The following is a 23,130-nucleotide window of genomic DNA, read 5'->3' as shown; positions in this document are numbered from 1 at the left end:
CCTCCCGATCGCCACCCCGGACGGTCCGAGCATGCCGGTACCCACCCCCATCATGCGACCCCGTCCCACCAACTCCCCGCAGCCGCCCCCCGTGTCCCCCCCGCCCCACCCCCGATCCGCCGAGATAGAGCCTGCGCGTCGAGATAGAGCCGGGGGAGGTACTACTTCGGCGCTCAGGCTCTATCTCGGCGTCTGGGTGGGGTGGGGTGGGGTCAGGGGGTGCGGTGCTCGACGAGGAGGACGTCGCGCCAGTGGCCCGCCATCGGGCCGTGGGACATGCGGCCGATGCGTTCGCGGGTGCCGACCACGCGGAACCCGGCAGCGCGGTGCAGCGCGAGGCTCGCGGCGTTCTCGGGGAAGATGCCGCCCTGCACGGTCCAGATCCCCGCGGCCTCGGTCGAGCGGAGCAGCGCGTCCAGCAGCACCCGGCCGACGCCGCGGCCGCGTGCGGCGGCAGCGACGTACACCGAGTGCTCGACCACGCCCGTGTACGCGCACCGGCTCGACGTGGCCGCGGCGGTGACCCAGCCCAGCACCGTCGCGTCGGTGTCGACCGCCACGAACCGGTGCTCGGGCAGGCGCCCGGCGTCGAACGTCTCCCACGTCGGGGGGTCGGTCTCGAACGTCGCGTGACCGCTCGCGATGCCGTCGGCGAAGATGGCGCGGACCGCGGGCCAGTGCGCTGCGGTGAGCGGCGCGGTCGACACGCGGCTCCTGGTCGCGTCGGCCGACGGGTGGGTCATCGGTCGCCGTCGCCGTGGGGTGCGCGCCCGCCCAGCGCGCCGATCGCGTCGGCCACCGCGTCGAGGGCGCCGGGCACGAGCGCGTAGTAGGCCCACACGCCACGCTTGTCGCGCGTGAGCAGGCCCGCGTCGACCAGCACCTTGAGGTGGTGGGAGACGGTGGGCTGGCTCAGCCCGAGCGGTTCGACGAGGTCGCACACGCACGCTTCCGCACCCTCGTGCGACGCGACGAGCGACAGCAGACGGACCCGTGCGGGGTCGGCGACGGCCTTGAGCGTGCGCGCGAGGGCGGTGGCGTCGGACGCGGACAGCGACGCGCGCGGTGGCGTGCCGCAGCAGGCGGCGTCGGCGCTGGTCGTGGACTCGCGCGGCGCGGTGGCGGTCGGTGTCATCGGTCCAGTATGCCGATAGACATCGGCGTCCGTCGATATTGACAGCGGTCGATGTGTGGTGCCACGCTCGTCGCAGATCGACATCGACAATCATCGATATGAGGAGACGGTCATGGCCGGGGACGAGACCACCACACGTGACGGCGGACTGCGCGAGCAGGTGCGCGAGCGCTACGCCGCAGCGGCGCAGGCGGTGACCGGTTCTGCGTGCGACAGCGACACCACGACCTCGTGCTGCGGCGGTCCCGCGAGCGCGACGCTCGACCTCGACCCGTCGTTCGGTGGCGCGTTGTACGACGCCGAGAGCGCGGCCGAGTTGCCCGCCGAGGCGCTGCTCGCCTCGCTCGGCTGCGGCAACCCGACGGCCGTCGCGGAGCTGCGCGAGGGTGAGCGCGTGCTCGACCTCGGATCGGGCGGCGGCATCGACGTGCTGCTCTCGGCCCGCCGCGTCGGCCCTACGGGCTACGCGTACGGCGTGGACATGACTGTCGAGATGCTCGAGCTGGCACGGGCCAACGCCGCCCGGGCGGGGGCCGAGAACGTCGAGTTCCGCCAGGGCACCATCGAGGACCTGCCGATGGACGACGCGTCGGTCGACGTGGTCATCTCCAACTGCGTGGTCAACCTCTCCACCGACAAGCCCGCGGTGCTCGCCGAGGTGTTCCGGGTGCTCGTGCCCGGCGGGCGGGTCGGCATCTCCGACGTCGTCGCGGAGGACCACCTCAGCCCCGCGGACCGTGCCGAGCGCGGCTCGTACGTCGGCTGCATCGCCGGCGCCCTGTCCCGCACGGAGTACCTCGACGCCCTGCACGCCGCCGGCCTCACCGACGCCACCATCACCTCCACCCACGAGGTCGCCCCCGGCCTCCACGCCGCCACCGTCCAAGCCACCAAGCCCCGATGACCCCCACCCCTTCGTCCGCCGAGATAGAGCGCTCGCGGCGAGATAGAGCCGTAGACGGCACTACGTCGGCGCGAACGCTCTATCTCGGCGGACCGAGCGGACCGAGCGGACCGCGCGGGTCGGGTGGGCGGAGCGCGGTCGGGCGGTTGGGGTGGGGGGACCGGTATCTGGCCGTGTGGGTGCTCCTCGCGATGGGGGTCGGGCTGCTGCTGGGGCGGTGGGTGCCCGGGCTCTCCGCGGGCCTCGACGCCGTGAGCATCGGGTCGGTCTCGGTGCCGATCGCCGTCGGGCTCCTCGTGATGATGTACCCCGTGCTCGCCAAGGTCCGGTACACCGAGACCCGGCGCGTGACCCGCGACCGACGGCTGCTCGTCACCTCGCTCGTGCTGAACTGGCTCGTCGGACCCGCGCTCATGTTCGCCCTCGCCTGGCTGCTGCTGCCCGACCAGCCGGAGTACCGCACCGGCCTGATCATCGTGGGGCTGGCGCGCTGCATCGCGATGGTGCTGGTCTGGAACGACCTGGCGTGCGGCGACCGGGAGGCCGCCGCGGTGCTCGTCGCGATCAACGCCGTCTTCCAGATCGTCGCGTTCGCGGCCCTCGGCTGGTTCTACCTGCAGGTGCTGCCCGCCTGGCTGGGGCTCGAGACCACCACGACCGGGTTCTCGGTCGGTGCCATCGGCGGATCGGTGCTCGTGTTCCTCGGGGTGCCGCTCGTCGCGGGCTACCTCACGCGCACCCTCGGCGAGCGTCGGCGCGGCCGCACCTGGTACGAGCAGACCTTCGTCCCGCGGATCAGCCCCCTGGCGCTCTACGGCCTGCTCTTCACGATCGTCATGCTGTTCGCCCTGCAGGGCGACGCCGTCACGAGCCACCCTGGTGACGTCGCCCGCATCGCGGTCCCGCTGCTGGTGTACTTCGTGCTCATGTTCGGTGGCTCGTTCGCCCTCGGACGCGCGCTGCGCATGAGCTACGCGACGACCACGACGCTCGCGTTCACCGCCGCGGGCAACAACTTCGAGCTCGCCATCGCCGTCGCGATCGCGACGTTCGGCGTCACGTCCGGGCAGGCGCTCGCGGGTGTCGTCGGACCGCTCATCGAGGTCCCCGTGCTCGTGGGCCTCGTCTACGTCGCCCTGTGGGCGGGTCGTCGCTTCTTCGGCGCCGACCCGACCGCCCCCGGCAGTCCCACCACGACCCTCCCGAGGAGTGCCCGATGACCGACCAGCCCCGCCCCAGCGTGATCTTCGTGTGCGTGCACAACGCCGGCCGTTCCCAGATGGCCGCAGGCTTCATGACGGCCCTGTCGGGCGGAGCGGTCGAGGTGCGATCGGCCGGCTCGGCCCCGGCCGCCTCGATCAACCCCGTCGCGGTGCAGGCCATGGCCGAGGTCGGCATCGACCTCTCGGCCGAGACCCCCAAGGTCCTCAGCCCGGCGGCCGTCCAGGCGTCGGACGCCGTCATCACCATGGGCTGCGGCGACGCCTGCCCGTACTACCCGGGCAAGCGGTACGAGGACTGGGTGCTCGAGGACCCGGCAGGGCAGGGCATCGAGGCGGTCCGCCCGATCCGTGACGAGATCCGCGGGCGCGTCGAGGCGCTGCTGGCCGACCTGCTGGGGGACGCCCGCGGCTAGGGCCGTGCGATGCGGTTCAACACGCCCCCAGCTGGCCCGCAGCGCCCGAGGGGTGGAGCCCTCCTGGCGGGTGCCTCGTCGAGGACTGACAGCCTCGAAGCAGCGTGACCCGGATGCCCTCTGGCTGTCGTCAGGGGGTGTCTGTCGTTGCCCGCAGCGGGCAGCGCATGACGAAGTTGACCAGCTCGACGCCGCGGAGGACCGGCCGCTGCGCGCGTTCCACCACGAAGCCATGGGCCTCGAAGAACGGTCGTGCGGTGAGGCTGGCGTGCGTGCTGAGCTCGGTCACGCCCTCCCGGCGGGCGACGTCGACCACCCAGCCGAGCAGCGCGCCGGCCACGCCGCGGCCGCCGTGGTCGGGGTCGACGAACATCATGTCGACGTAGCCCTGCCCGTCCACGTCCGTGAAGCCCACGACCCGCCCGTCGACGCACGCCACGCACGTGCGGCTCGTCTCGCGCCGGGAGGTCCAGGCCGCGGGGTCGAGGTCATCGGGCGCCCAGGCCGCGATCTGGGTGGCGGAGTAGTCGTTCCGCGCTGTCACCCGGATGGCCCGCACGAACAGATCGAGCGTCGCGGGGCCGTCGGCGTGGACGAAGCGGCGCAGGGTCACGGGTGCGGTTCCGGGTGCGGTCACGTCGCGACCGTAGCCGACGACGAAGGGCCAGACCGGAGCGTGCGCTCTGGCCTGGCCCTCTGGATGGAGCGGGTGACGAGAATCGAACTCGCGCTATCAGCTTGGGAAGCTGAAGTTCTGCCACTGAACTACACCCGCGCGACGGCCCGACGCTGCACGTCGGCCACGCGCCGACCAATATACCCGCCGGACCCCCCGACCCCAACCCGATCCAACCCACCCCTCCATCCGCCGAGGTGGTGCCGTCCGCCCGAGGTAGAGCCGCACACCGCTCTACCTCGGCGCGCGGGCTCTATCTCGGCGAAAGGGTGAGGGTGAAGGTGCCGGTGCGGGACTCGGTGGGGGCGAGGACGAAGGTGCCGGTGCCGGGGACGCCTGCGTCGTGGAGGGCGAACGCGCCGTTGGTGTTCGTGACGGGTTCGACCGCGAAGTAGGCGCGGTGGCGGGGCACGTACACGACCAGGTGCTCGTACACGGGGTCCATGTCGAGGCGGACCTCGACGCCGTGGTCCGGGTAGGTGATCCGGGCCGCGGGTTCGCCGGCGCGCTGCCCGGTGAGCACGTCGTCCACGAACGCCGAGCCGATCGGGCGCGGCGTGCGGTAGTCGGCACGTGCGGGCACGTCGCCCGCGGGGCCCGTGGCCATCGCGTCGACCAGTGCGTACCCGCGGTCGAACGGCAGCTCGAGGAGAGCGTCCGACCCCGTGGTGGCCTCGTCGGGCGCGGGGGTGCCGTGCTGCACGGCGGGGCGCAGCCGGCGCTCGAAGTAGGGGTGGTGGCCGAAGCCTGCGGGGAACGGCTCGGTGTCGGTGTTCTCGACCGTCGTGGTCACCGTCAGCCGGTCGCCGTCGAGCGCGTACAGGATCCGCGAGCGGAACTGCCACGGGAAGTTCACGCCCGTGAGGCCCGCGGTGTCGATCGTCAGCTCGACGTGGCTCTCGCCGCGGTCGGCGACCTGCCACGTGTAGGGCAGCGTCGCGCCGTGCATCGCGGTGCCGTCGGCGGCGTGGTGCGCGAGCTGCCACGTGCGCCCCCGGAACGTCAGCACGCCGTCGCGCAGCCGGTTGGACCAGGGCACGAGCGGGAAGCTGGCGCACATGTCGGGGTTGCCGTAGACGGTGGGTCGGGTGGGTCGCAGCAGGTCGAGCCACTGCCCGTCGACCAGCACCCTGCCGTACGCGATCGAGCCACCCGTGCCGGGGAGGACCCCGAGCTGCCAGCCGCTCGATTTGAGCTCGACGAGGCTCATCCGAGCACCACGTCCACGACCGAACCGTCCTGGACCAGGTGTGCGGGGGCGACGTCGCCGTCCACCGCTGTCCCGTCGACGCTGAGCATCGCTACCCCTCTGTTCACGTGCTCCGGGTTGGTGACGCGGATCGTCACCTCATGACCCCGGAAATGGCGGCGTACCTCGAACCCGTCCCACGCCGCGGGGATGCACGGGTCGATCTTGAGCCCGGTCGGTACCGGGCGGACGCCGAGGATCCGCTGCGTCACGGCCACGTACGTCCAGCTCGCGGTGCCCGTGAGCCACGGGTTGCGGGACTGGCCGAAGCGCGGGGACGCGGGTCCGTGCGTGAACTGCGCGTACACGTACGGCTCGGTCTGGTGGGTCTCGGCGTCGTCCTCGTAGCGGGCGGGCAGGTACGCCCGGTAGTACTCGTAGGCCCGCTCGCCCTGGCCGAGCATCGCGGCGGCGACCACGGCCCACGAGGCGGCGTGGCAGAAGATGCCGCCGTTCTCCTTGTGCCCGGGCGGGAAGACGAGCAGCGACAGCCCCACGCCCTCGACGGGGTGCGTGTGCGGCGGTGCGCACAGCGCGACGCCGTGCTCGGACGCGAGCAGCTCGTGGACGTGGTCCATGGCGTGCCGGGCGCGCCCGGGGCTGGCCGCACCCGAGATCACGGCCCACACGTTGGGCTCGAGGTAGATGCGGCCCTCGTCGGCGTCGGCCGAGCCGAGCGGGGTGCCCACCGCGGAGATCCCGCGGATGTACCAGTCGCCGTCCCACGCGCCCTCGACGGCCTCGAGCAGGAACGTGAGCTGCTCGACGCACCACGCGGCCACGTCGCCGCGGTCCACGAGGGCAGCGAGCTCGCTCACGGCCCGCAGGCCGTGGGCCAGCAGGAACGTGGAGAACATCGACTCGCCCTCGACGCCGAACTGCAGGCAGTCGTTCCAGTCGGCGGCGAGCCCCTGGACCAGCCCGTGCTCGCCGCGGTGCTCGAGCGAGAACCGCAGCGCCTGCACCAGGTGGCCCAGCACCGTGTCCTCGCCCGAGTCGGCGTAGGGCAGCACCTGGTCGAGGTACCCGACGTCGCCGGTCTCGTTGACGAGCGCCGTGACGGACAGCGGCAGCCACAGCGCGTCGTCGCTGCGGTACTCCTCGAGCCGCGGCGTGGCCTCCTTGCCGGGCGTGTGCGTGAGCGGCTTGATCAGCGGCAGCCCGCCGCCCTCGGCCGTCTGGCCGGTGAGCAGCAGGTCGAGCCGCTCCCGGGCGGCCTCGGGGATCGAGTGCACCACAGCGAGGATGTCCTGCGCGGTGTCGCGGAACCCGAGCCCGTCGCGGTCGCCGGCCTCGATGAGCGAGACGCCGCGCGACCAGCTGAACGTCATGTGGGTCTGGTACGCGTTCCAGACGTTGACCATCGAGTCGAGCTGCGCGTCCGGGGTGCGCACCTGCAACGGCGCCAGGGCCGCGGACCACTCGTCGCGCAGGGCGTCGACCTCGGCCGCGATCCGCTCCGGGGTGGCGTGCTCGGCGACGAGCTCGCGTCCGGGGCGCAGCGTGGTGGTGCCGTCGCTCCACGGCTCGTCGGGAGAGCCGACCCCGAGGGTGAACACGATCTGGCGGGTCTCGCCGGGGGCGAGCACGAGCCGGGTGTGCAGCGACGCGCACGCGTTGTCACCCACGGTCTCGCTGCCCGAGCACTCGCCGCGCTCGACGGCCATCGGGGCCGAGGGGGTGCGGTACGGCCCGAGGAACACGTCCCGGTCGGTGTCGAACGAGACGACGTCGGCCCCGCTGAGCGCGAACCAGCACTCGCTCGTGGAGTCGCGGGTGTGGTTGGTGCGGTGGATGAAGCCGTCGGCGTACGTCGCCCGGACCACGTACTGGCTGTACTGCAGGTTCTCGAGGTCCTGGCGGTAGTTCCACTCGTTCGCGAGCTCGGCGTAGGACAGCACCGAGATCGTGCGGGTCTGCGTGCCCGGGTTGGTCACGCGGACCGACCAGTGCTCGAAGGCCTGCCCCCGCGGGACGAACATCGTGGTCTCGGTGTCGATGCCCGCGTACGACGCGTCGAACACCGAGTAGCCGAGCCCGTGGCGCACCTGCGCCCGGTAGGCGTCGGGCCCGTCGAGCGGCTTGCCCACGGGCTGCCACGACGCCGACCAGTAGTCGCCCGTCTCGTCGTCGCGCAGGTAGACGAAGCGGCCCGGCTCGTCCTGCGGGACCCCGTTGAACCGCATGCGCAGCAGCCGCCCGGTGCCGCCCGAGCGGTAGAAGCTGTACCCGCCGGCGTTCTGCGTGACGATGCCGCCGTACAGCCGCGAGCCCAGGTAGTTGCTCCACGCCCGCGGGGTGTCGGGCCGGGTGATGACGTACTCGCGCGCGTCGTCGTCGAAGTGGCCGTAGCGCATCGTCGCCCTGCTCCTCGTCCGTGTGCGGTGTCCGCGACGACTCATGAAGACGGTCCCCGGTGCGACGTCGTCGTCGTGCGGGGCTCGTGTGGATGACGCGCCGATGCAGACCGTAGCGCGCATGGTCGCGCTCTCACCAGTCGGTGCCGACCGGCAGCGGGTGCCGACCCGGTCGGTCCTGACACGACGGCCCCGGCGGCCCGAGCGGGTGCTCGGACCACCGGGGCCGGTGACGTGTCAGAGCGTCGCGCGCACCTTCACCGTCGCCCCGGCAGGGGCGTACGGCACGACGTTGCCGTCGATCGGCGCACCGTCGACCTCGAGGGTCGCGCGCGCGCCGTCGGCGCCCGAGTTCGTGACCGTGATGACGTACGTCGCACCGCGCGCACGGCGCGTGACCGTGTACTCGGGGACCTCGGGGCCGATCTGCGGGTCGACCACGAGGCCGTCGTAGCCCGGTCGCACGCCCAGCAGGTACTGCGAGACGGCCACGAAGTTCCACGCGGCGGTGCCGGTCAGCCACGAGTTCTTGGCCTCACCGTGCCGCACGGCCTCCTTGCCCGCGATCATCTGCGCGTACACGTACGGCTCGAGCTTGTGCACGTCGGAGATGTCCTCGCGGTACGCCGGCGTGATCCGCTTGTAGTAGTCGAACGCCTGCGCGCCACGACCCACCACGGTCTCGCCGATGATGACCCACGGGTTGTTGTGGCAGAAGATGCCGCCGTTCTCCTTGTAGCCCGGGGGATACGTGGAGACCTCGCCGAGCTCGATCTGGTAGCTCGTGTACGCGGGGTGCTGGAGCACCATGCCGTGGTCGGTCGCGAGCATCTCGTTGACCGAGTCGAGCGCCTTGATCGCGGGGCTGGCCTTGGCCTCGGGCGTGGTCGGGTCGGTGCCCTCGACGCCGATGCCGGCCATGACCGCGAAGCCCTGCGGCTCGATCCAGATCTTGCCCTCGGGCTTCTCGTCGGTGCCGATCTTGTTGCCGTAGAAGTCGTACGCCCGCAGGAACCAGTCACCGTCCCAGCCGTGCGACAGCACCGCGGCGCGCATCTCCTCGACCGCGGCGCGTGCCTCGGCGGCGACGTCGGTCAGGCCACGGCGCTCGGCCAGCTCGGCGTACTCGGCGCCGTAGAGGACGAACTGCGCGGCGATGAACACGGACTCCGCGACCCCGCCGGCCTGGTTCTCGGTGGTCTGGAACGACTCACCGGGCTCGTTCGAGAAGCAGTTGAGGTTCAGGCAGTCGTTCCAGTCGGCGCGACCGATCAGCGGCAGGCCGTGCGGGCCCTTGTTGTCGATCGTGTAGCGGAACGAGCGCGTCAGGTGCTCGAACAGCGACTCGGCGAGCGACTCGTCGTTGTCGAACGGGACCTGCTCGTCGAGGATCGAGAAGTCGCCCGACTCCTTGATGTACGCAGCGACGCCGGCGATCAGCCACAGCGGGTCGTCGTTGAAGCCGGACCCGATGTCGTTGTTCCCGCGCTTCGTGAGCGGCTGGTACTGGTGGTACGCCGACCCGTCGGGGAACTGCGTCGCGGCGATGTCGAGGATGCGCTCGCGGGCACGCTCGGGGATGAGGTGCACGAAGCCGAGCAGGTCCTGGTTGGAGTCGCGGAAGCCCATCCCGCGCCCGATGCCCGTCTCGAAGTACGACGCCGAGCGGGACATGTTGAACGTGACCATGCACTGGTACTGGTTCCACACGTTGACCATGCGGTCGAGCTTCTCGTCGGTGCTGGACACCGAGTAGCCCGAGAGCAGCTGGGTCCAGTGCGCCTTGAGCGCCTCGAACGCGGCGTCGGTCTGCTCGTTCGTCGCGAAGCGGGCGAGCAGCTCGTGCGCGCGGGTCTTGTTGACGACCTGCAGCGCGCCGATGCCCGCGGCCTCGTCGGCCGGGGCCCACTTCTCGTCCTGCGGGTTCTCGATGTAGCCGAGCACGAACGTGTAGCTCGTCGACTCGCCGGGGGCGAGCGTGATGTCCAGGGAGTGCGAGCCGATCGGGTACCAGCCCGAGGCGACCGAGCCGGCCGACTTCCCGGCGAGCGGGACCGCGGCGTCGCCGAGCCCGTTGTACGCGCCCACGAACGTGTCGCGGTCGGTGTCGAAGCCGGTGGCCTGCGTGTTCACGCCGTAGACGGCGTAGTGGTCGCGGCGCTCGCGGTACTCGGTCTTGTGGTAGATCGCCGAGCCGGACGGCCCGTCCATCTCGACCTCGACCTCGCCGATCGAGAGGTTGCGCTGGTAGTTCGTCTGGTCGTCCTGGGCGTTCCACAGGCAGAACTCGACGAACGAGAACAGCGTGAAGCTCTTCGCCGCGGCGGACGTGTTGGTCAGCGTGACCTTCTGCACCTCGGCGTTCTCACCGAGCGGCACGAAGAACAGCGACTCGACCTTGAGGCCACCGCGCTCGCCCGTGATGGTCGAGTAGCCCATGCCGTGGCGCGCCTCGAAGTGGTCGAGCTCCGCCTTGACGGGCATCCACGAGGGGGTCCAGACGTCGCCGCCGTCGTTGATGTAGAAGTACCGGCCACCCTCGTCGGTGGGGATGTTGTTGTAGCGGTACCGGGTCAGGCGGCGCATCTTGGCGTCGCGGTAGAACGAGTACCCGCCGGCCTGGTGGGACAGGAGCGAGAAGAACTGCTCGGAGCCCAGGTAGTTGATCCAGGGGTAGGGCGTGTGCGGAGTCGTGATGACGTACTCGCGGGCTGCGTCGTCGAAATGGCCGTACCGCATGCGTTTGCCTCTCGCGTGCTCGGAATACCGCACGTGCTGGCACTGTCCGCTGCTTCGCGGAGTCGTGGTGGGCCGACGCGGCGCTGGGTCTGTGCGAGAGCGCTCCCACGCGCTCCCACGGGCTAGAGCATAGCCCGACCCGTCCGATGGCGGAACGGCGTGGGCCTCGCGACCGTTACGGTTGCTCCGTGCTCCTCTCCGACCGTGACATCCGTGCCGAGCTCGAGCAGCGCCGCGTCGTGCTCGAGCCCTACGACGCCTCGATGCTGCAGCCCTCGAGCATCGACGTCCGGCTCGACCGGTTCTTCCGGCTGTTCGACAACCACAAGTACCCGGTGATCGACCCCGCGGCCGAGCAGCCCGACCTGACGCGGCTCGTCGAGGTCGAGGACGGCGAGCCGTTCGTCCTGCACCCGGGGGAGTTCGTGCTCGGCGCGACGTACGAGTCGGTCACGCTGCCCGACGACGTCGCCGCGCGGCTCGAGGGCAAGTCGTCGCTCGGCCGGCTCGGGCTGCTCACGCACTCGACCGCGGGCTTCATCGACCCCGGTTTCTCGGGGCACGTGACGCTCGAGCTGTCGAACGTCGCGACGCTGCCCATCCTGCTGTGGCCCGGCATGAAGATCGGTCAGCTGTGCTTCTTCCGGCTGTCGTCCGCCGCCGAGCACCCGTACGGGTCGAGCGCGTACGGCTCGCGCTACCAGGGCCAGCGTGGCCCGACGGCGAGCCGGTCCTGGCAGGGTTTCCACCGCTCGGAGGTCTGACGCCGTGAGCGCGCCCCCGGTGCTGCCGCGCCTCGCGCTCGACGACCCGGGCCTGCGCACCCGGCACCTGCTCGCGCTGCCCGCGGGCATCGGCGCCGACGAGGTCGAGGTGCTGGCCCTGAGCCGCTTCCCCGCCGCCGCGTGGGAGGTGCTGCCGGGCGTCCCGCAGCCGGGCCGCGGACGCGCGGTGCCCTGCACCCCGGGCGTGCTGCGCGTCTCGCGCCTGTCCACGCTGACCGGTCCGTTCGCCGTGGACCAGGCCGACGCGGCCGGGCTCGGGCTGCCGACCAGCACCGCGATCGTCTACGACGTGAGGTGCCCCCGCGAGCGCGGACCGCGGCCGTACCCGGGCGGCGACCGGGACGGCCTCAAGCGTGCGTTCCCCGAGGCGATGCCGGTGCGCGAGGAGGAGCGGGTCCTGCTGTGGCTCGTCGCTGTCGCACGACGGCTCGGGGGAGCGGTGCGCACGGGTGAGCACGGCACCGTGCTGCACCCCGACGTCGACGGGACGATCGACCTCACCGTCTACACCGACCAGTGGCTCGAGCCCGACGAGACCCTGCGCGTGGTCCAGCGGGTCGTGCCCCGTGCCCGCCTCGCGATGGACGGGGTCCCGTGGGAGGGGCCCATGCCCGATGCGGGTCGCGGGGCGCTCGCCGCGTCCGCGGGCACCGGCCTGCCCGAGCGCGGTGGCGCGGGGCTGCGGGTCGCCCTCGAGCGGCACGGGGTGAAGGACGTGCACGAGCGCACCCGGCTGCTCGCCGAGGCCACGGCGTACGACGACGCGATGCTCGCGGCCCCGCCGCGGCCCGAGGGCTACGGCGCCCTGGTCGACATGGGCGTCGACGGCCTGCTGGCCCTCGAGGTCGCCGCGGAGGACGTGCTGCCGCCCATGCTGCGCGACCTGCCGTGGACCGCGGACGGTGCGGTCGCCTACCGGCTGCGGTGGGAGCCCACCGACGTCGACGAGCTCGAGCTCGAGCGCCCGTCGTTCGCGCACCGGGTCGCCCGCGGTCGCGCCATGCCACCCCTGCAGGCGCTGGCCCGCGAGCTCCAGGCGGTGGTGGGCGGTGAGATCGCCGACGCCGCCGAGTTCCTGGTCGCCCCCGAGGACCTCTGAGCACGTCCCGTCAGGGGCTCGCCGGTGCGTCGTCGGGTACCGGGGTGCAGGCCGCAGGCGGGCTCGCCGCGGGCTGAGCCGCCTCGGCCGCCTGCACCGCTGCCTCGCGCTCGGCCACGGCCGCCTCGCGCCGGCTGACGTCCGCCGCCGCGTCCTCGACCTGCGCCGCGCGGGCCTCGACGGCTGCCCGGTCGGTCGCGGCGGTGTCGGTCGCCGCCGTCCCGGTCGCGGGTGCCGAGCCCTGCTGCTTCGTCGCCGCTGCCTCGCGCGTGGCGACGGCCTTCTCGCGGGCCTTGACCTTCGCCTCGGTCGCCGCCAGCGCGGCCTTGGCGCCCTCGACCGTCGACGCCGCTGCGCTCACGGCCGCCTCACGGTCCGTGACCGCAGCCTCGCCCGCCGCCACAGCCGTCTCCCGGTCCGACAGGGCCTCCTCGCGCGCGGCCGCCGTCGTCCGCTGGCCCTCGAGCTCGGTGACCTGCGCCTGGAGCGTCTGCGTCGTCTGCTGGGTCGTCGCCAGGTCGGCGGTCGCGCGGTCGGCCTCGTCGACCGCCGCGTCACGTTCCTCGACGAGCAGCCGGGCCTGGTCAGCGAGCGCCCGGTACGTGGGTGTCCGCGTGACCCGGAAGCTCGACGCCACGAGCCCCGCGAGCAGCCCCACCGCCAGGCCTGCGACCAGGCAGGCGATGACGATCGGCCGGTCGTACAGCGCCCGCCGCCGTCGGACCGTGGCCCCACCCTGCTCCGGCATGACCTCGTGCGAGTCGTCCACCATGGCTGCCCCCCCAGGCCGTCCAGGTCTCCGTCCACGGTACGTCGGCCACCGCGCCGCGCGCCGGGTCACCGATCGCCGCGGGGCGGGTCCCGGTGCGGCCGCTGGTGGTCACCGACCCCGGACCTGGTGGGTCAGTCGCGGGGGCGGACCCGGTCGAGCAGCAGCGGGGCGATGTCGACGACCTCGGGGACCCCGACGGGCGGGGTCGAGGCGTCACCGGTCGCGGCGGGCTGGGCCGCGACACCTTCGGAGAGCATCACTGTGCAGAACGGGCACGCGGTGGCGATGACGTCGGCACCGGTCGCGACGGCCTCCGCCGCGCGGTTCGTGCTGATCCGGGTGCCGATCGACTCCTCCATCCACATCCGGGCGCCGCCCGCGCCGCAGCAGAACGAGCGCTCGCGGTTGCGGGGCATCTCGGTGAGCTCGACGCCCGGCAGGGCTCCCAGCAGCTCGCGCGGCGGGGCGTAGACCTGGTTGTGCCGACCCAGGTAGCAGGGGTCGTGGTAGGTGACGCGCTGGCCGTCGGCGGGGGTGCCGGGCTGCGGGTCGGTGGGGGTCAGGCGGCCCTCGGCGACGAGCCGGTCGAGCAGCTCGGTGTGGTGCACCACGTCGTAGCGGCCCCCGAGCTGGGGGTACTCGCGCGAGATGGTGTTGAAGCAGTGCGCGCAGGTCACGACGATCGCCTGGGCGCCGACCTCGTTGAGGGTCTCGACGTTCGCGGTCGCGAGCATCTGGAACAGCACCTCGTTGCCGGCGCGGCGGGCCGGGTCGCCCGTGCAGGACTCGCCGTCGCCCAGCACCGCGAACGAGACCCCGGCGGTGTGCAGCAGCTCGGCCACGGCCCGGGTGGTGCGCTTGGCGCGGTCCTCGTAGGCGCCCGCGCAACCCACCCAGAACAGGTAGTCGACCTCCGCGGCGGAGTCGACGTCGGCGCCGACCACCGGCACGTCGAACGGCAGGCCCTTGGCCCAGTCGAGGCGAGCCCGGGCGGGCAGGCCCCACGGGTTGCCCTGGCGCTCGAGCTTGGTGAACGTGCCGCCGAGCTCCTTGGGGAACGCCGACTCCATGAGCACCTGGTAGCGGCGCACGTCCACGATCGCGTCGACGTGCTCGATGTCCACGGGGCACTGCTGCACGCACGCGCCGCACGTGGTGCAGGCCCACAGCGCCTCGGGGTCCAGCACGCCCGTGCCGATCAGGTCGAGCCCGGCGTGCCCGTCGGCCCCATCGGCCGCGGAGGTCCCGGCGTCCGCGGTGCCCGATGCGCGGGCCGCCTGCAGGTACGGCGCGGTCGCGGCGGCGTGGTCGCGCAGCGCGAGGGTCACGAGCTTGGGCGACAGCGGCTTGCCGGTGGCCCACGCCGGGCACTGGTCCTGGCAACGGCCGCACTCGGTGCAGCTCGCGAAGTCGAGCAGGCCCTTCCACGTGAAGTCCTCGATCGCGCCCACGCCGAGCCGGGCGTCGTCGGGCAGGTCCTCGATGGTGGCCATGTCGAGCGGGGTGCCGTCCACCAGGACGGGCTGCAGGGGCCCGAGGGACGGGGTGCCGTCGGGGTACCGGCGCGCGTAGATGTTGACGACGGCCAGGAAGCGGTGCCAGGCGACGCCCATGGTGGGCTGCAGCCCGACGACCACGAACCACGACATCGACACGAGGATCTTGATCGTCGCCGCGACGACCACGGCCGTCTCGAGCGTGCCGGTCGCGGCACCGGCCCACGCGGAGCCGTACCAGGCGGTCAGCGGGAAGTGCCAGGCGCTCGCGAGGTGCGCCGTCGCCGGGTCCTGCGTGGCGAGCGCGTACTCGAGGCCCCGCAGCACGAGCACCGCCACGACGACGAGCAGCACGGTGGCCTCGACCACGTACGCCTGCCACTCGCTCGACCCGAAGAAGCGCGACCGACGCTGCGTGGCCTCGTCCTGCCCGGCCCGCGGGCGGCGGCGCTGCCGGATGCCGATGAGCGCGCAGATCCCCACCAGCGACGTCCACGCGATCGCCTCGGTGGCCCACTCCCACGGGACGAGGTGACCCAGGAGCGGGAGCGCGTAGGTCTGGTCGACGACCTGGGCGTAGCCGGTGACGAGCGTGAAGAAGAGGATCGGGAACGAGAGCATCACGACCCAGTGCGCGGCCCGCACCACGGGCTTGCCCTGGAAGCGGTCGTGGCTCAGCACCTCGCCGAGCACTGTGCGCAGCCGCGGACCGACGGGACCCCGGCGGGTCGCGTCGGGGCGCCCGATGCGCACGGTGCGGACGATCGCGACGCACCCGCGGACGAACACGGCGACACCGACGACGCTCGCGACGAGCACGAGCGCGAGGCAGACGATCTCGAGGGCGGTCACGCGGTCACGCTAGCGGGTCGCCCTGGGGTGCGGACGCCGCGACGGACCGAGCGGCCGCCGACGCCCCCGCGAGTGCCCGGCCTGCACCGATCCGCGGCTTCGGGCAGGGTTTCCGGAGCGTCCGGGTGCGCCGGGGCACCCTGGTGCGGTTGATAGTGTCTTCTGCAATCCAGTCACGCACCGTGGTCGGCGCTCACAGTCGTCACGCGTGCTCGTAGCTGCCGCTGACAACAGCACCTTCCTTCCCGGTCCTCGCAGGGCCACTGACCGACCACCCGCCCACCACAGGACGGAGCGGACGTGCTGACACTGCTCGCCGTGCACCTCGCAGCGGCACTTGCTGCGCCCGCACTGGTGGGTCGTCTCGGCCGGAAGGCGTTCGCGGTGCTGGCGCTGGCCCCCGCGTCGGTCGCGGTGTGGGCCCTGACGCTCACGGGCGACGTGATGGCGGGCCGCGGGCCGGTGCAGGTGGTCCAGTGGATACCCGCGCTGGGCCTCGATCTGTCGTTCCGCCTGGACACCCTCTCGTGGCTCATGGCGCTGCTCGTCGGGGGCATCGGCGCGCTCGTCCTCGTGTACTGCTCGGCGTACTTCTCGGCCAGCGCCCGCGGCATGGGCCGGTTCGCGGGGGTGCTGGTCGCGTTCGCCGGAGCCATGTTCGGCCTGGTGACTGCGGACGACATGCTGCTGCTGTACGTGTTCTGGGAGCTCACGACGGTGCTGTCGTACCTGCTCATCGGGCACTACAACGAGCGCAAGGCCAGCCGACGGGCCGCGATGCAGGCCATCGTCATCACCACCGCGGGCGGGCTGTCGATGCTCGTGGGCATCGTGCTGCTGGGCGAGGCTGCCGGCACGTACCGGATCTCCGAGGTCGTCGCGTCGCCGCCGCCCACCACGACCGCCGTGACCGTCGCCGTCGTGTGCCTGCTCGTGGGTGCCGTGAGCAAGTCGGCCCTCATCCCGTTCCACTTCTGGCTGCCGGCCGCGATGGCCGCGCCGACCCCCGTGAGCGCGTACCTGCACGCCGCGGCCATGGTCAAGGCGGGCGTGTACCTCGTGGCGCGGTTCGCGCCCGGCTACTCCGAGCTCACGGCCTGGCAGGTCGTGGTCGTGGTGCTGGGCTGCGGCACGCTGCTGCTGGGCGGCTACCGGGCCCTGCGCCAGCACGACCTCAAGCTCATCCTCGCGTTCGGCACCGTGAGCCAGCTGGGCCTGATCATCCTGCTGGTCGGCATCGGGACCCGGGCGACCGCGCTCGCCGGGCTCGCGATGCTCGGCGCGCACGCGATGTTCAAGGCCGCGCTGTTCCTCGTGGTGGGCGTCGTCGACGCCGCGACCGGCACGCGTGACCTGCGACGGCTCTCAGGGGTCGGTCGCGCGCTGCCCGTGACGGCGACCGCCGCCGCGCTGGCCACGGCGTCGATGATCGGGCTGCCGCCGTTCGCGGGCTACGTGGCCAAGGAGGCCGCGCTCGAGTCGATCGGGCACCTGGGCCGCGGCTGGGTCGGCGGGGTCGTGCTCGCGGCCGTCGCGGTCGGGTCGATGCTCACTGTCGCGTACGGCCTGCGCCTGTGGTGGGGCGCGTTCGCGACGAAGCCCGTGATCCACGCGGCCGACGAGCCGGGCGAGGTGGCCGTGGACCGCGGCGTGCCGGCCCGCCCCGCGTCGATCACCAAGCCCTCGCCGGTGCTCGTGGCCCCGGCGCTCGTGCTCGCCGTGCTCGGGCTGGCCGTCGCGCTGCTGCCGGGCTTCGGCCAGGACCTCCTCGAGCCCTACGCCGCGACGTACCCCGTGGGTGAGCCGGGCCACCTGGCGCTGTGGGCCGGGCTCACCCCGACGCTGCTCATCACGCTGCTCGTGCTGGGCGTCGGTGCGCTGCTGTTCGTCGTCCGCGCCCCGGTCGAGCGCTTCCAGGAAGAGCTGTCGACGGGGCCCGAGGCCGACCGCGTCTACCGCCGCATGATGCGCAAGCTCGACGACCTCGCAGCCGACGTCACGGCCCTCACCCAGCGCGGTTCGCTGCCCGTCTACCTGGGCGTGATCCTCGTCGTGTTCGTGGTGGCCGTGGGCGGGGTGCTGATCGCCTCGACCGAGCCGTCCGCCACGTTCGCCGCGTGGGACACCCCCGCCCAGGCCTTCCTGGGAGCGCTCGTCGTGGTCTCCGCGGTCCTCGCGGCCCGTGCTCGCCGACGCCTCAAGGCCGTGATCCTGCTGGGCGTCAGCGGCTACGGCGTCGCCGGTCTGTTCCTGCTGCACGGCGCCCCCGACCTCGCGCTGACCCAGGTGCTGACCGAGACCATCACGCTCGTCGTGTTCGTGCTCGTGCTGCGCCGGCTCCCCCCGTACTTCTCGGACCGCCCGTTCGCCCCGAGCCGCTGGGTGCGGCTCGGTGTCGGGCTCGCGGTCGGTCTCACGGTGGCGGGCCTCGCGGTCGTGGTGCCGGGTGCGCGCATGCACGTGCCGGTCTCGGCGCACTTCGCCGAGGAGGCCGTCGAGTTCGGCGGCGGCAAGAACATCGTCAACGTGACGCTCGTGGACATCCGCGCGTGGGACACGATGGGCGAGATCTCGGTGCTGCTCGTCGCGGCGACGGGTGTCGCCTCGCTCGTCTTCCTGCGGCGACGCGGTGGCGCGATCTACCGCGCCCAGGACGCGACCGAGAGCCGGCACGTGTGGGGCGGGACGCCCGACCCGATGGCCGCGCTGCGCACCCCCGCGAACCTGCCGCCGGGCACCGTCGCAGCGCGCGCCCAGGGCATGGGCTCACGTTCGCGCGAGTGGCTGCGTGCGGGGCGCACGCTCGCCCCCCAGCGCCGCTCGGTGATCTTCGAGGTCACGGTCCGGCTGCTGTTCCACACCATGATCATGTACTCGTTGTTCCTGCTGTTCTCGGGGCACAACTCGCCCGGCGGCGGGTTCGCCGCAGGCCTCGTGACGGGCACCGCGCTGGTGGTGCGCTACCTCGCGGGCGGTCGCTACGAGCTCGGTGAGGCCGCGCCCGTGCAGCCCGGCCTCCTGCTCGGCAGCGGGCTGTTCCTCTCGGCCGGGGTCGGCATCGTCGCGCTGTTCGCGGGCGGTTCGGTGCTGCAGTCCTGGATCATCGACCTGCACCTGCCGGTGCTGGGCGACGTGCACCTCGTGACCTCGTTGTTCTTCGACGTGGGCGTGTACCTCGTGGTGATCGGGCTCGTGCTCGACATCCTGCGCAGCCTCGGCGCGGAGATCGACCAGCAGGCCGAGCAGGGCGAGCGTGGCCCGGACGCGTACGACGACACCCGACCGGTGCCCGCGCAGGGCCCCGCCGACGGCGCGTCGGGCCCGGGCCGCGGCCGCAGGTCAGGAGGCCGACCGTGACCATCGACATGAGCCCGAACCTCACCCTCGTGGTCGTGATCGCCGCGCTGTTCATGGCCGGCGTGTACCTGCTGCTCGAGCGCAGCCTCTCGCGCGTCCTCATCGGCGTGATCCTCATCGGCAACGGCGCGAACCTGCTGTTCCTCATCGCGGGCGGCGCCGCGGGCAACCCGCCCATCGTGGGCGACTCACCCGTCGCGGAGATGAGCGACCCGCTGCCGCAGGCGATGGTCCTCACGGCCATCGTCATCACGCTCGGCATGACGGCGTTCCTCATGGCCATGGCGTACCGCTCGTGGCAGCTGCACCGCCACGACGAGGTGCAGGACGACGTCGAGGACCGCCGTATCGCGCGGCTCGCCGCGCTCGACGAGCGGGCGTTCACCGACAGCGACACCGAGGCCGCCGGGGAGACGCTCGACCAGGAGGCCGCCGAGACGCGCGACGAGACCGACGAGCACCTGCGAGGGCCCGGCGTGCCCCACGACGCCACCCCCGAGGGCGGGCCTGGAGCCTCCGAGACCGAGGAGCGCCCATGACGACCGACCTGACGTGGATCGTGCCGCTGCCGGTGGTGGTGCCGCTCTTCGGTGCGGGGCTCGCGCTCGCGCTGTACCGCCGCCCGCGGGCGCAGCGGACCATCAGCGTCGTCGCGCTCTCGCTCGTGCTCCTCGCGTCGGCGTCGCTGCTGGTGATCGCCGACAGCGGGCCGCTCGTGCTCGACGTGGGCGGCTGGGCCGCGCCCGTCGGCATCGACCTGGTCGCCGACCGGCTCTCGGCGCTCATGCTCACGATCTCGAGCGCCGTGACGCTGTGCGTCCTGGTGTACTCGCTCGCCCAGGGCGAGGCCGACGGCGACGAGGCGGCCCCCGTCTCGATCTACCACCCGACGTACCTGGTGCTGACGGCCGGTGTCGCGAACGCGTTCCTCTCGGGCGACCTGTTCAACATCTACGTCGGCTTCGAGATCTTGCTCGCCGCCTCGTTCGTGCTGCTCACCCTCGGTGGGACGGGCGAGCGGATCCGTGCGGGCAGCATCTACGTGGTCGTCGCGCTGCTGTCCTCGGTGCTGTTCCTCGTGGCCATCGCGATGATCTACGCGGCGACGGGCACCGTGAACCTCGCGCAGCTCGCCGTGCGCCTGCCGGAGATCGACAGCGGGGTGCGGCTCGTGCTGCAGGTCATGCTGCTGCTCGCGTTCGGCATCAAGGCGGCGATCTTCCCGCTCTCGTCGTGGCTCCCCGACTCCTACCCGACGGCTCCCGCGCCCGTCACGGCTGTGTTCGCGGGCCTGCTGACCAAGGTCGGCGTGTACGCGATCATCCGCACCCAGACGCTGCTGTTCCCCGACGGGCGCCTCGACGACGTGCTCATGTGGGCCGCGCTGGCGACCATGCTGGTGGGCATCCTGGGGGCGGTCGCCCAGGACGACATCAAACGTCTGCTCTCGTTCACCCTGGTGAGCCACATCGGCTACATGATCTTCGGCATCGCGCTCGCGACCGAGGCGGGCTGGTCGTCGGCGATCTACTACGTCGCGCACCACATCACCGTGCAGACGGCGCTGTTCCTGGTCGTGGGGCTCATCGAGCTCCGGGGCGGCAGCACGAGCCTCGACCGGCTCGGTGGCCTGGCGAAGCTGGCCCCGGTGCTCGCGATCCTGTTCTTCATCCCCGCGATGAACCTCTCGGGGATCCCGCCGCTGTCGGGCTTCCTCGGCAAGGTCGGGCTGCTGGAGGCCGGTGTGCAGCTCGGCACGCCGCTCGCGTACACGCTCGTCGTCGGCGGGGTCGTGACGTCCCTGCTCACGCTGTACGCGCTGGTCAAGGCGTGGAACAAGGCCTTCTGGCAGACGCCCCCCGCCGCGCTGCCCGACACGCGCGTCCCGGGCGGCATGGTCGGTCCCACGGCGGCGCTCGTGGGGCTGGGGCTGATGCTCACGATCGCGGGCGGCCCGCTGTACGCGTACACCGACCGCGCCGCGGCCTCGCTCAAGGAGCGCACCCCGTACATCGACGCGGTGCTGCCCGACGGTGAGCGCGGCGGCGGCGTCTCGGCCGACCTGGTCGAGGACGCCATGCCCGACGCCCCGTCGACCCCGCAGCCCTCGCCCGCGGCGGTGACCCCGTGAGCCCGTCGCGTCGTCGGCCGTGGACCCGGCAGTGGGCCACCATCCTGTGGCTCGCGGTCGTGTGGGTGCTCCTGTGGGGCACGTTCTCGGTCGCCGACGTCGTGGCGGGCCTGGTGCTGGGCGTGCTGGTCACCGTGGGCCTGCCCATGACCCCCATCGTGTTCCACGGGCGGGTGCGCCCGCTCGGGGTGCTGCGCCTGTTCGGCCGCTTCCTGCTGGACCTGGTCCGGGCGTCGTTCGAGGTCGCGTTCCTCGCGCTGCGCCCGGGGCACGTGCCGCACGGCGCTGTGATCGGCGTGCAGCTGCGCAGCCACTCGGACCTGTACCTGACGCTGACCGCCGAGCTGTCCTCGCTCGTCCCCGGCTCGCTCGTGGTCGAGGCGCACCGGCTGACCGGCAAGCTGTACCTGCACGTGCTCGACGTCGCGCAGTCGGGCGGGATCGAGAAGGCCCGGCAGGCGGTGCTCGACCAGGAGGAACGGGTGCTGCGCGCGTTCGCCTCGGACGACGAGCTGCGCCAGGCCGGGCTCCCGCTGCACCGCGGCCCGCGTGGCGCGCGGCGACAGGAGGTGGGCTCATGAGCACCTGGGTCGTGGTGGTGTCCGGGCTGATGCTCGCCGTCGGGTGCGTGTTCGCCGTGGTGCGGGTCGAGAAGGGCCCGTCGATGCTGGACCGGACCATCGCGCTCGACATCGTCGTCGCGACGATGATCTCGGCCGGTGCGTTGTACGCGGCCGTCGCCCGACGCACCGAGATCATCCCGATCCTGGTCGCGCTGGCGCTCGTGGGCTTCGTCTCCTCGGTCACGATCGCGCGGTTCGCGTCGGTCGAGCCCGAGGGTGAGGGCCGGGTCCGCACCCGCGAGGAGATCGCGGCGGAGGAGACCGCACGGCTGCGCCGCGAGTCCGCCTCGGGGCCCGGCTCGGAAGAGGCCGCCGACGAGCACGGCGGCGACACCCCCGGGGAGGTGCGATGAGCATCGGGTGGTCGACCGTCGCCGACGTCGTCGCGTCGGTCTTCATGATCGCGGGCGCGTTCCTGGCGCTCGCCGCAGGCGTCGGGGTGCTGCGCTTCCCGGACCTGCTCTCACGCATGCACGCCGCCACGAAGCCGCAGATCCTGGGCCTGGTGCTCGTGCTCGCGGGCCTCGCGCTGCGGATCGGCTCGGCCGCCGAGGTGTGGGCGCTGGTGCTCGTGGTGCTGTTCCAGATGCTGACGGCGCCCGTCTCGGCGCACATGGTCGGCCGTTCGGGCTACCGCACGGGCAAGGTGCGCAAGGACCTGCTCGTGGTCGACGAGCTGACGCGCGACCAGGCCGAGGCCGACAACGCCGAGCCGCCGAACCTCCCGCCGCCCGTGCCCGACAACGAGCAGCGCCCCTGACCCGTCCGACGTCGGGCGGCGGCGCGGGACTCAGGCCGCGGTGTGCCGGTTCCGGTTGACGCGTGCCGCGAAGGTCGCGGTGCCGCGGGTCGCGAGCACCCGGGAGATCGCCACGACGGCGCCCGACACGGCAGCCGCGGCGACCAGCTCGCGGACGCCGGCGTCCCCCTCGTCGTCGGGCTTGGGGGGCTGGTGACCGGTCGCGGCCTTCCACGCCACCGTGATCGCCTTCTGCGCGGCCCAGGCGGCGGCGAGCGCCACGACGGTGCCGGCGATCTTGGCGAGCATCGACTGCTTCTCGTCGTTCACTGGTCCTCCTGCAGGTGGATGGAGTGCGGCTGAGGGACACCGTACGCGCGGTGTAGGGTCGCCGCTGAACGACAGGGGAGCGCCACAGCCCGCCCGGCACCGTGCCGAGAGGGTCGAGGGCGCTGAGAGTGCGGGCCTACCGCAGACCCTCGAACCTGATCCGGATCACACCGGCGTAGGGAGTCGGGCTTCTCAGTCCCCGTCGTCGTCGGTCACGGCGCACGCCGCGGGGGCCGGTGGCGGCGGTGAC

General features: G+C 72.6%; 20 protein-coding genes, 1 tRNA gene and 1 riboswitch. Of the genes, 11 read left to right on the top strand and 10 right to left on the bottom strand.

The features are described 5' to 3' along the window. Nucleotides 1–212 precede the first annotated feature (212 nt). A complete protein-coding gene (locus ACGIF2_RS10195) occupies nucleotides 213–707 on the bottom strand; it encodes a GNAT family N-acetyltransferase (protein ID WP_396046172.1) in 495 nt (164 codons plus the stop codon). 32 nt (nucleotides 708–739) lie between these two features. Further along, complete coding sequence (locus ACGIF2_RS10190) at nucleotides 740–1,135, bottom strand: ArsR/SmtB family transcription factor (RefSeq protein WP_396046170.1); 396 nt, start codon at nucleotides 1,133–1,135, stop codon at nucleotides 740–742. 112 nt (nucleotides 1,136–1,247) lie between these two features. Between ACGIF2_RS10190 and arsM the strand changes: the two genes are divergently transcribed. The 3 genes from arsM (at nucleotide 1,248) to ACGIF2_RS10175 (ending at nucleotide 3,675) form a co-directional block, all read left to right on the top strand. Continuing rightward, entirely contained in the window at nucleotides 1,248–2,039 is a 792-nt protein-coding gene (gene arsM, locus ACGIF2_RS10185; RefSeq protein WP_396046168.1) for an arsenite methyltransferase, read from the top strand. 146 nt (nucleotides 2,040–2,185) lie between these two features. Next, nucleotides 2,186–3,259, top strand: a complete 1,074-nt coding sequence (gene arsB, locus ACGIF2_RS10180; RefSeq protein WP_396046166.1) for an ACR3 family arsenite efflux transporter — start codon at nucleotides 2,186–2,188, stop codon at nucleotides 3,257–3,259. Then, complete coding sequence (locus ACGIF2_RS10175) at nucleotides 3,256–3,675, top strand: arsenate reductase ArsC (protein ID WP_396046164.1); 420 nt, start codon at nucleotides 3,256–3,258, stop codon at nucleotides 3,673–3,675. Before arsB ends, ACGIF2_RS10175 begins: the two co-directional genes overlap by 4 nt. A gap of 130 nt (nucleotides 3,676–3,805) precedes the next feature. Here the strand turns inward: ACGIF2_RS10175 and ACGIF2_RS10170 are convergent, their stop codons facing one another. The 5 genes from ACGIF2_RS10170 to ACGIF2_RS10150 all read right to left on the bottom strand — a co-directional run bounded on the left by ACGIF2_RS10170 (nucleotide 3,806) and on the right by ACGIF2_RS10150 (nucleotide 10,696). Next, the gene (locus ACGIF2_RS10170; protein WP_396046162.1) at nucleotides 3,806–4,312 is read right to left on the bottom strand and encodes a GNAT family N-acetyltransferase; all 507 of its coding nucleotides are present in this window, start codon (nucleotides 4,310–4,312) and stop codon (nucleotides 3,806–3,808) included. A 64-nt stretch (nucleotides 4,313–4,376) separates the two neighbouring features. After that, nucleotides 4,377–4,450 (bottom strand) — tRNA-Gly (locus ACGIF2_RS10165). Between the two features lie 154 nt (nucleotides 4,451–4,604). Further along, nucleotides 4,605–5,561, bottom strand: coding sequence for an aldose epimerase (locus ACGIF2_RS10160; RefSeq protein ID WP_396046160.1), 957 nt, complete (start codon nucleotides 5,559–5,561; stop codon nucleotides 4,605–4,607). Continuing rightward, nucleotides 5,558–7,957 carry a GH36-type glycosyl hydrolase domain-containing protein gene (locus ACGIF2_RS10155; protein ID WP_396046158.1) on the bottom strand — a complete coding sequence of 800 codons (2,400 nt, stop codon included), beginning with the start codon at nucleotides 7,955–7,957 and terminating at the stop codon, nucleotides 5,558–5,560. The genes ACGIF2_RS10160 and ACGIF2_RS10155 overlap by 4 nt, the downstream gene beginning before the upstream one ends. A gap of 237 nt (nucleotides 7,958–8,194) precedes the next feature. Further along, nucleotides 8,195–10,696 (bottom strand): GH36-type glycosyl hydrolase domain-containing protein, encoded by a 2,502-nt coding sequence (locus tag ACGIF2_RS10150; RefSeq protein ID WP_396046156.1) that lies wholly within the window; start codon nucleotides 10,694–10,696, stop codon nucleotides 8,195–8,197. A 188-nt stretch (nucleotides 10,697–10,884) separates the two neighbouring features. Between ACGIF2_RS10150 and dcd the strand changes: the two genes are divergently transcribed. Both dcd and ACGIF2_RS10140 read left to right on the top strand, forming a co-directional pair. After that, nucleotides 10,885–11,460 (top strand): dCTP deaminase, encoded by a 576-nt coding sequence (gene dcd, locus ACGIF2_RS10145; protein ID WP_396046154.1) that lies wholly within the window; start codon nucleotides 10,885–10,887, stop codon nucleotides 11,458–11,460. Nucleotides 11,461–11,464: 4 nt separating this feature from the next. Beyond that, nucleotides 11,465–12,580 (top strand): hypothetical protein, encoded by a 1,116-nt coding sequence (locus ACGIF2_RS10140; protein WP_396046152.1) that lies wholly within the window; start codon nucleotides 11,465–11,467, stop codon nucleotides 12,578–12,580. A 10-nt stretch (nucleotides 12,581–12,590) separates the two neighbouring features. On the opposite strand, the gene ACGIF2_RS10135 is transcribed toward ACGIF2_RS10140, so the two are convergent. After that, nucleotides 12,591–13,352 (bottom strand): hypothetical protein, encoded by a 762-nt coding sequence (locus tag ACGIF2_RS10135; protein ID WP_396046150.1) that lies wholly within the window; start codon nucleotides 13,350–13,352, stop codon nucleotides 12,591–12,593. Between the two features lie 131 nt (nucleotides 13,353–13,483). Beyond that, nucleotides 13,484–15,700: a (Fe-S)-binding protein gene (locus ACGIF2_RS10130; protein ID WP_396046148.1), complete on the bottom strand. Its 2,217-nt coding sequence runs from the start codon at nucleotides 15,698–15,700 to the stop codon at nucleotides 13,484–13,486. A 300-nt stretch (nucleotides 15,701–16,000) separates the two neighbouring features. On the opposite strand from ACGIF2_RS10130, the gene ACGIF2_RS10125 reads away from it, so the two are divergent. From ACGIF2_RS10125 to mnhG, 6 genes are read left to right on the top strand one after another with little or no spacing between them, the layout of a single operon-like run. Continuing rightward, nucleotides 16,001–19,057: a Na+/H+ antiporter subunit A gene (locus tag ACGIF2_RS10125; protein ID WP_396046146.1), complete on the top strand. Its 3,057-nt coding sequence runs from the start codon at nucleotides 16,001–16,003 to the stop codon at nucleotides 19,055–19,057. Nucleotides 19,058–19,065: 8 nt separating this feature from the next. After that, complete coding sequence (locus ACGIF2_RS10120; RefSeq protein WP_396046456.1) at nucleotides 19,066–19,596, top strand: Na(+)/H(+) antiporter subunit C; 531 nt, start codon at nucleotides 19,066–19,068, stop codon at nucleotides 19,594–19,596. After that, nucleotides 19,593–21,188: a Na+/H+ antiporter subunit D gene (locus ACGIF2_RS10115; protein ID WP_396046144.1), complete on the top strand. Its 1,596-nt coding sequence runs from the start codon at nucleotides 19,593–19,595 to the stop codon at nucleotides 21,186–21,188. The genes ACGIF2_RS10120 and ACGIF2_RS10115 overlap by 4 nt, the downstream gene beginning before the upstream one ends. After that, the gene (locus tag ACGIF2_RS10110; protein ID WP_396046142.1) at nucleotides 21,185–21,769 is read left to right on the top strand and encodes a Na+/H+ antiporter subunit E; all 585 of its coding nucleotides are present in this window, start codon (nucleotides 21,185–21,187) and stop codon (nucleotides 21,767–21,769) included. Before ACGIF2_RS10115 ends, ACGIF2_RS10110 begins: the two co-directional genes overlap by 4 nt. Then, nucleotides 21,766–22,164 (top strand): monovalent cation/H+ antiporter complex subunit F, encoded by a 399-nt coding sequence (locus tag ACGIF2_RS10105; protein ID WP_396046140.1) that lies wholly within the window; start codon nucleotides 21,766–21,768, stop codon nucleotides 22,162–22,164. The genes ACGIF2_RS10110 and ACGIF2_RS10105 overlap by 4 nt, the downstream gene beginning before the upstream one ends. Further along, nucleotides 22,161–22,571, top strand: a complete 411-nt coding sequence (gene mnhG / locus ACGIF2_RS10100) for a monovalent cation/H(+) antiporter subunit G (protein ID WP_396046138.1) — start codon at nucleotides 22,161–22,163, stop codon at nucleotides 22,569–22,571. Before ACGIF2_RS10105 ends, mnhG begins: the two co-directional genes overlap by 4 nt. A 30-nt stretch (nucleotides 22,572–22,601) precedes the next feature. Here mnhG and ACGIF2_RS10095 read toward each other — a convergent pair whose 3' ends face one another. Beyond that, nucleotides 22,602–22,880 carry a DUF4235 domain-containing protein gene (locus ACGIF2_RS10095; protein WP_396046136.1) on the bottom strand — a complete coding sequence of 93 codons (279 nt, stop codon included), beginning with the start codon at nucleotides 22,878–22,880 and terminating at the stop codon, nucleotides 22,602–22,604. Between the two features lie 63 nt (nucleotides 22,881–22,943). Further along, nucleotides 22,944–23,079: riboswitch (TPP riboswitch) on the top strand. Nucleotides 23,080–23,130: the final 51 nt, after the last annotated feature.

The sequence above is a fragment of the Cellulomonas sp. P22 genome (genome assembly GCF_044392165.1).
This window is presented reverse-complemented; position numbering and strand designations above follow the sequence as displayed.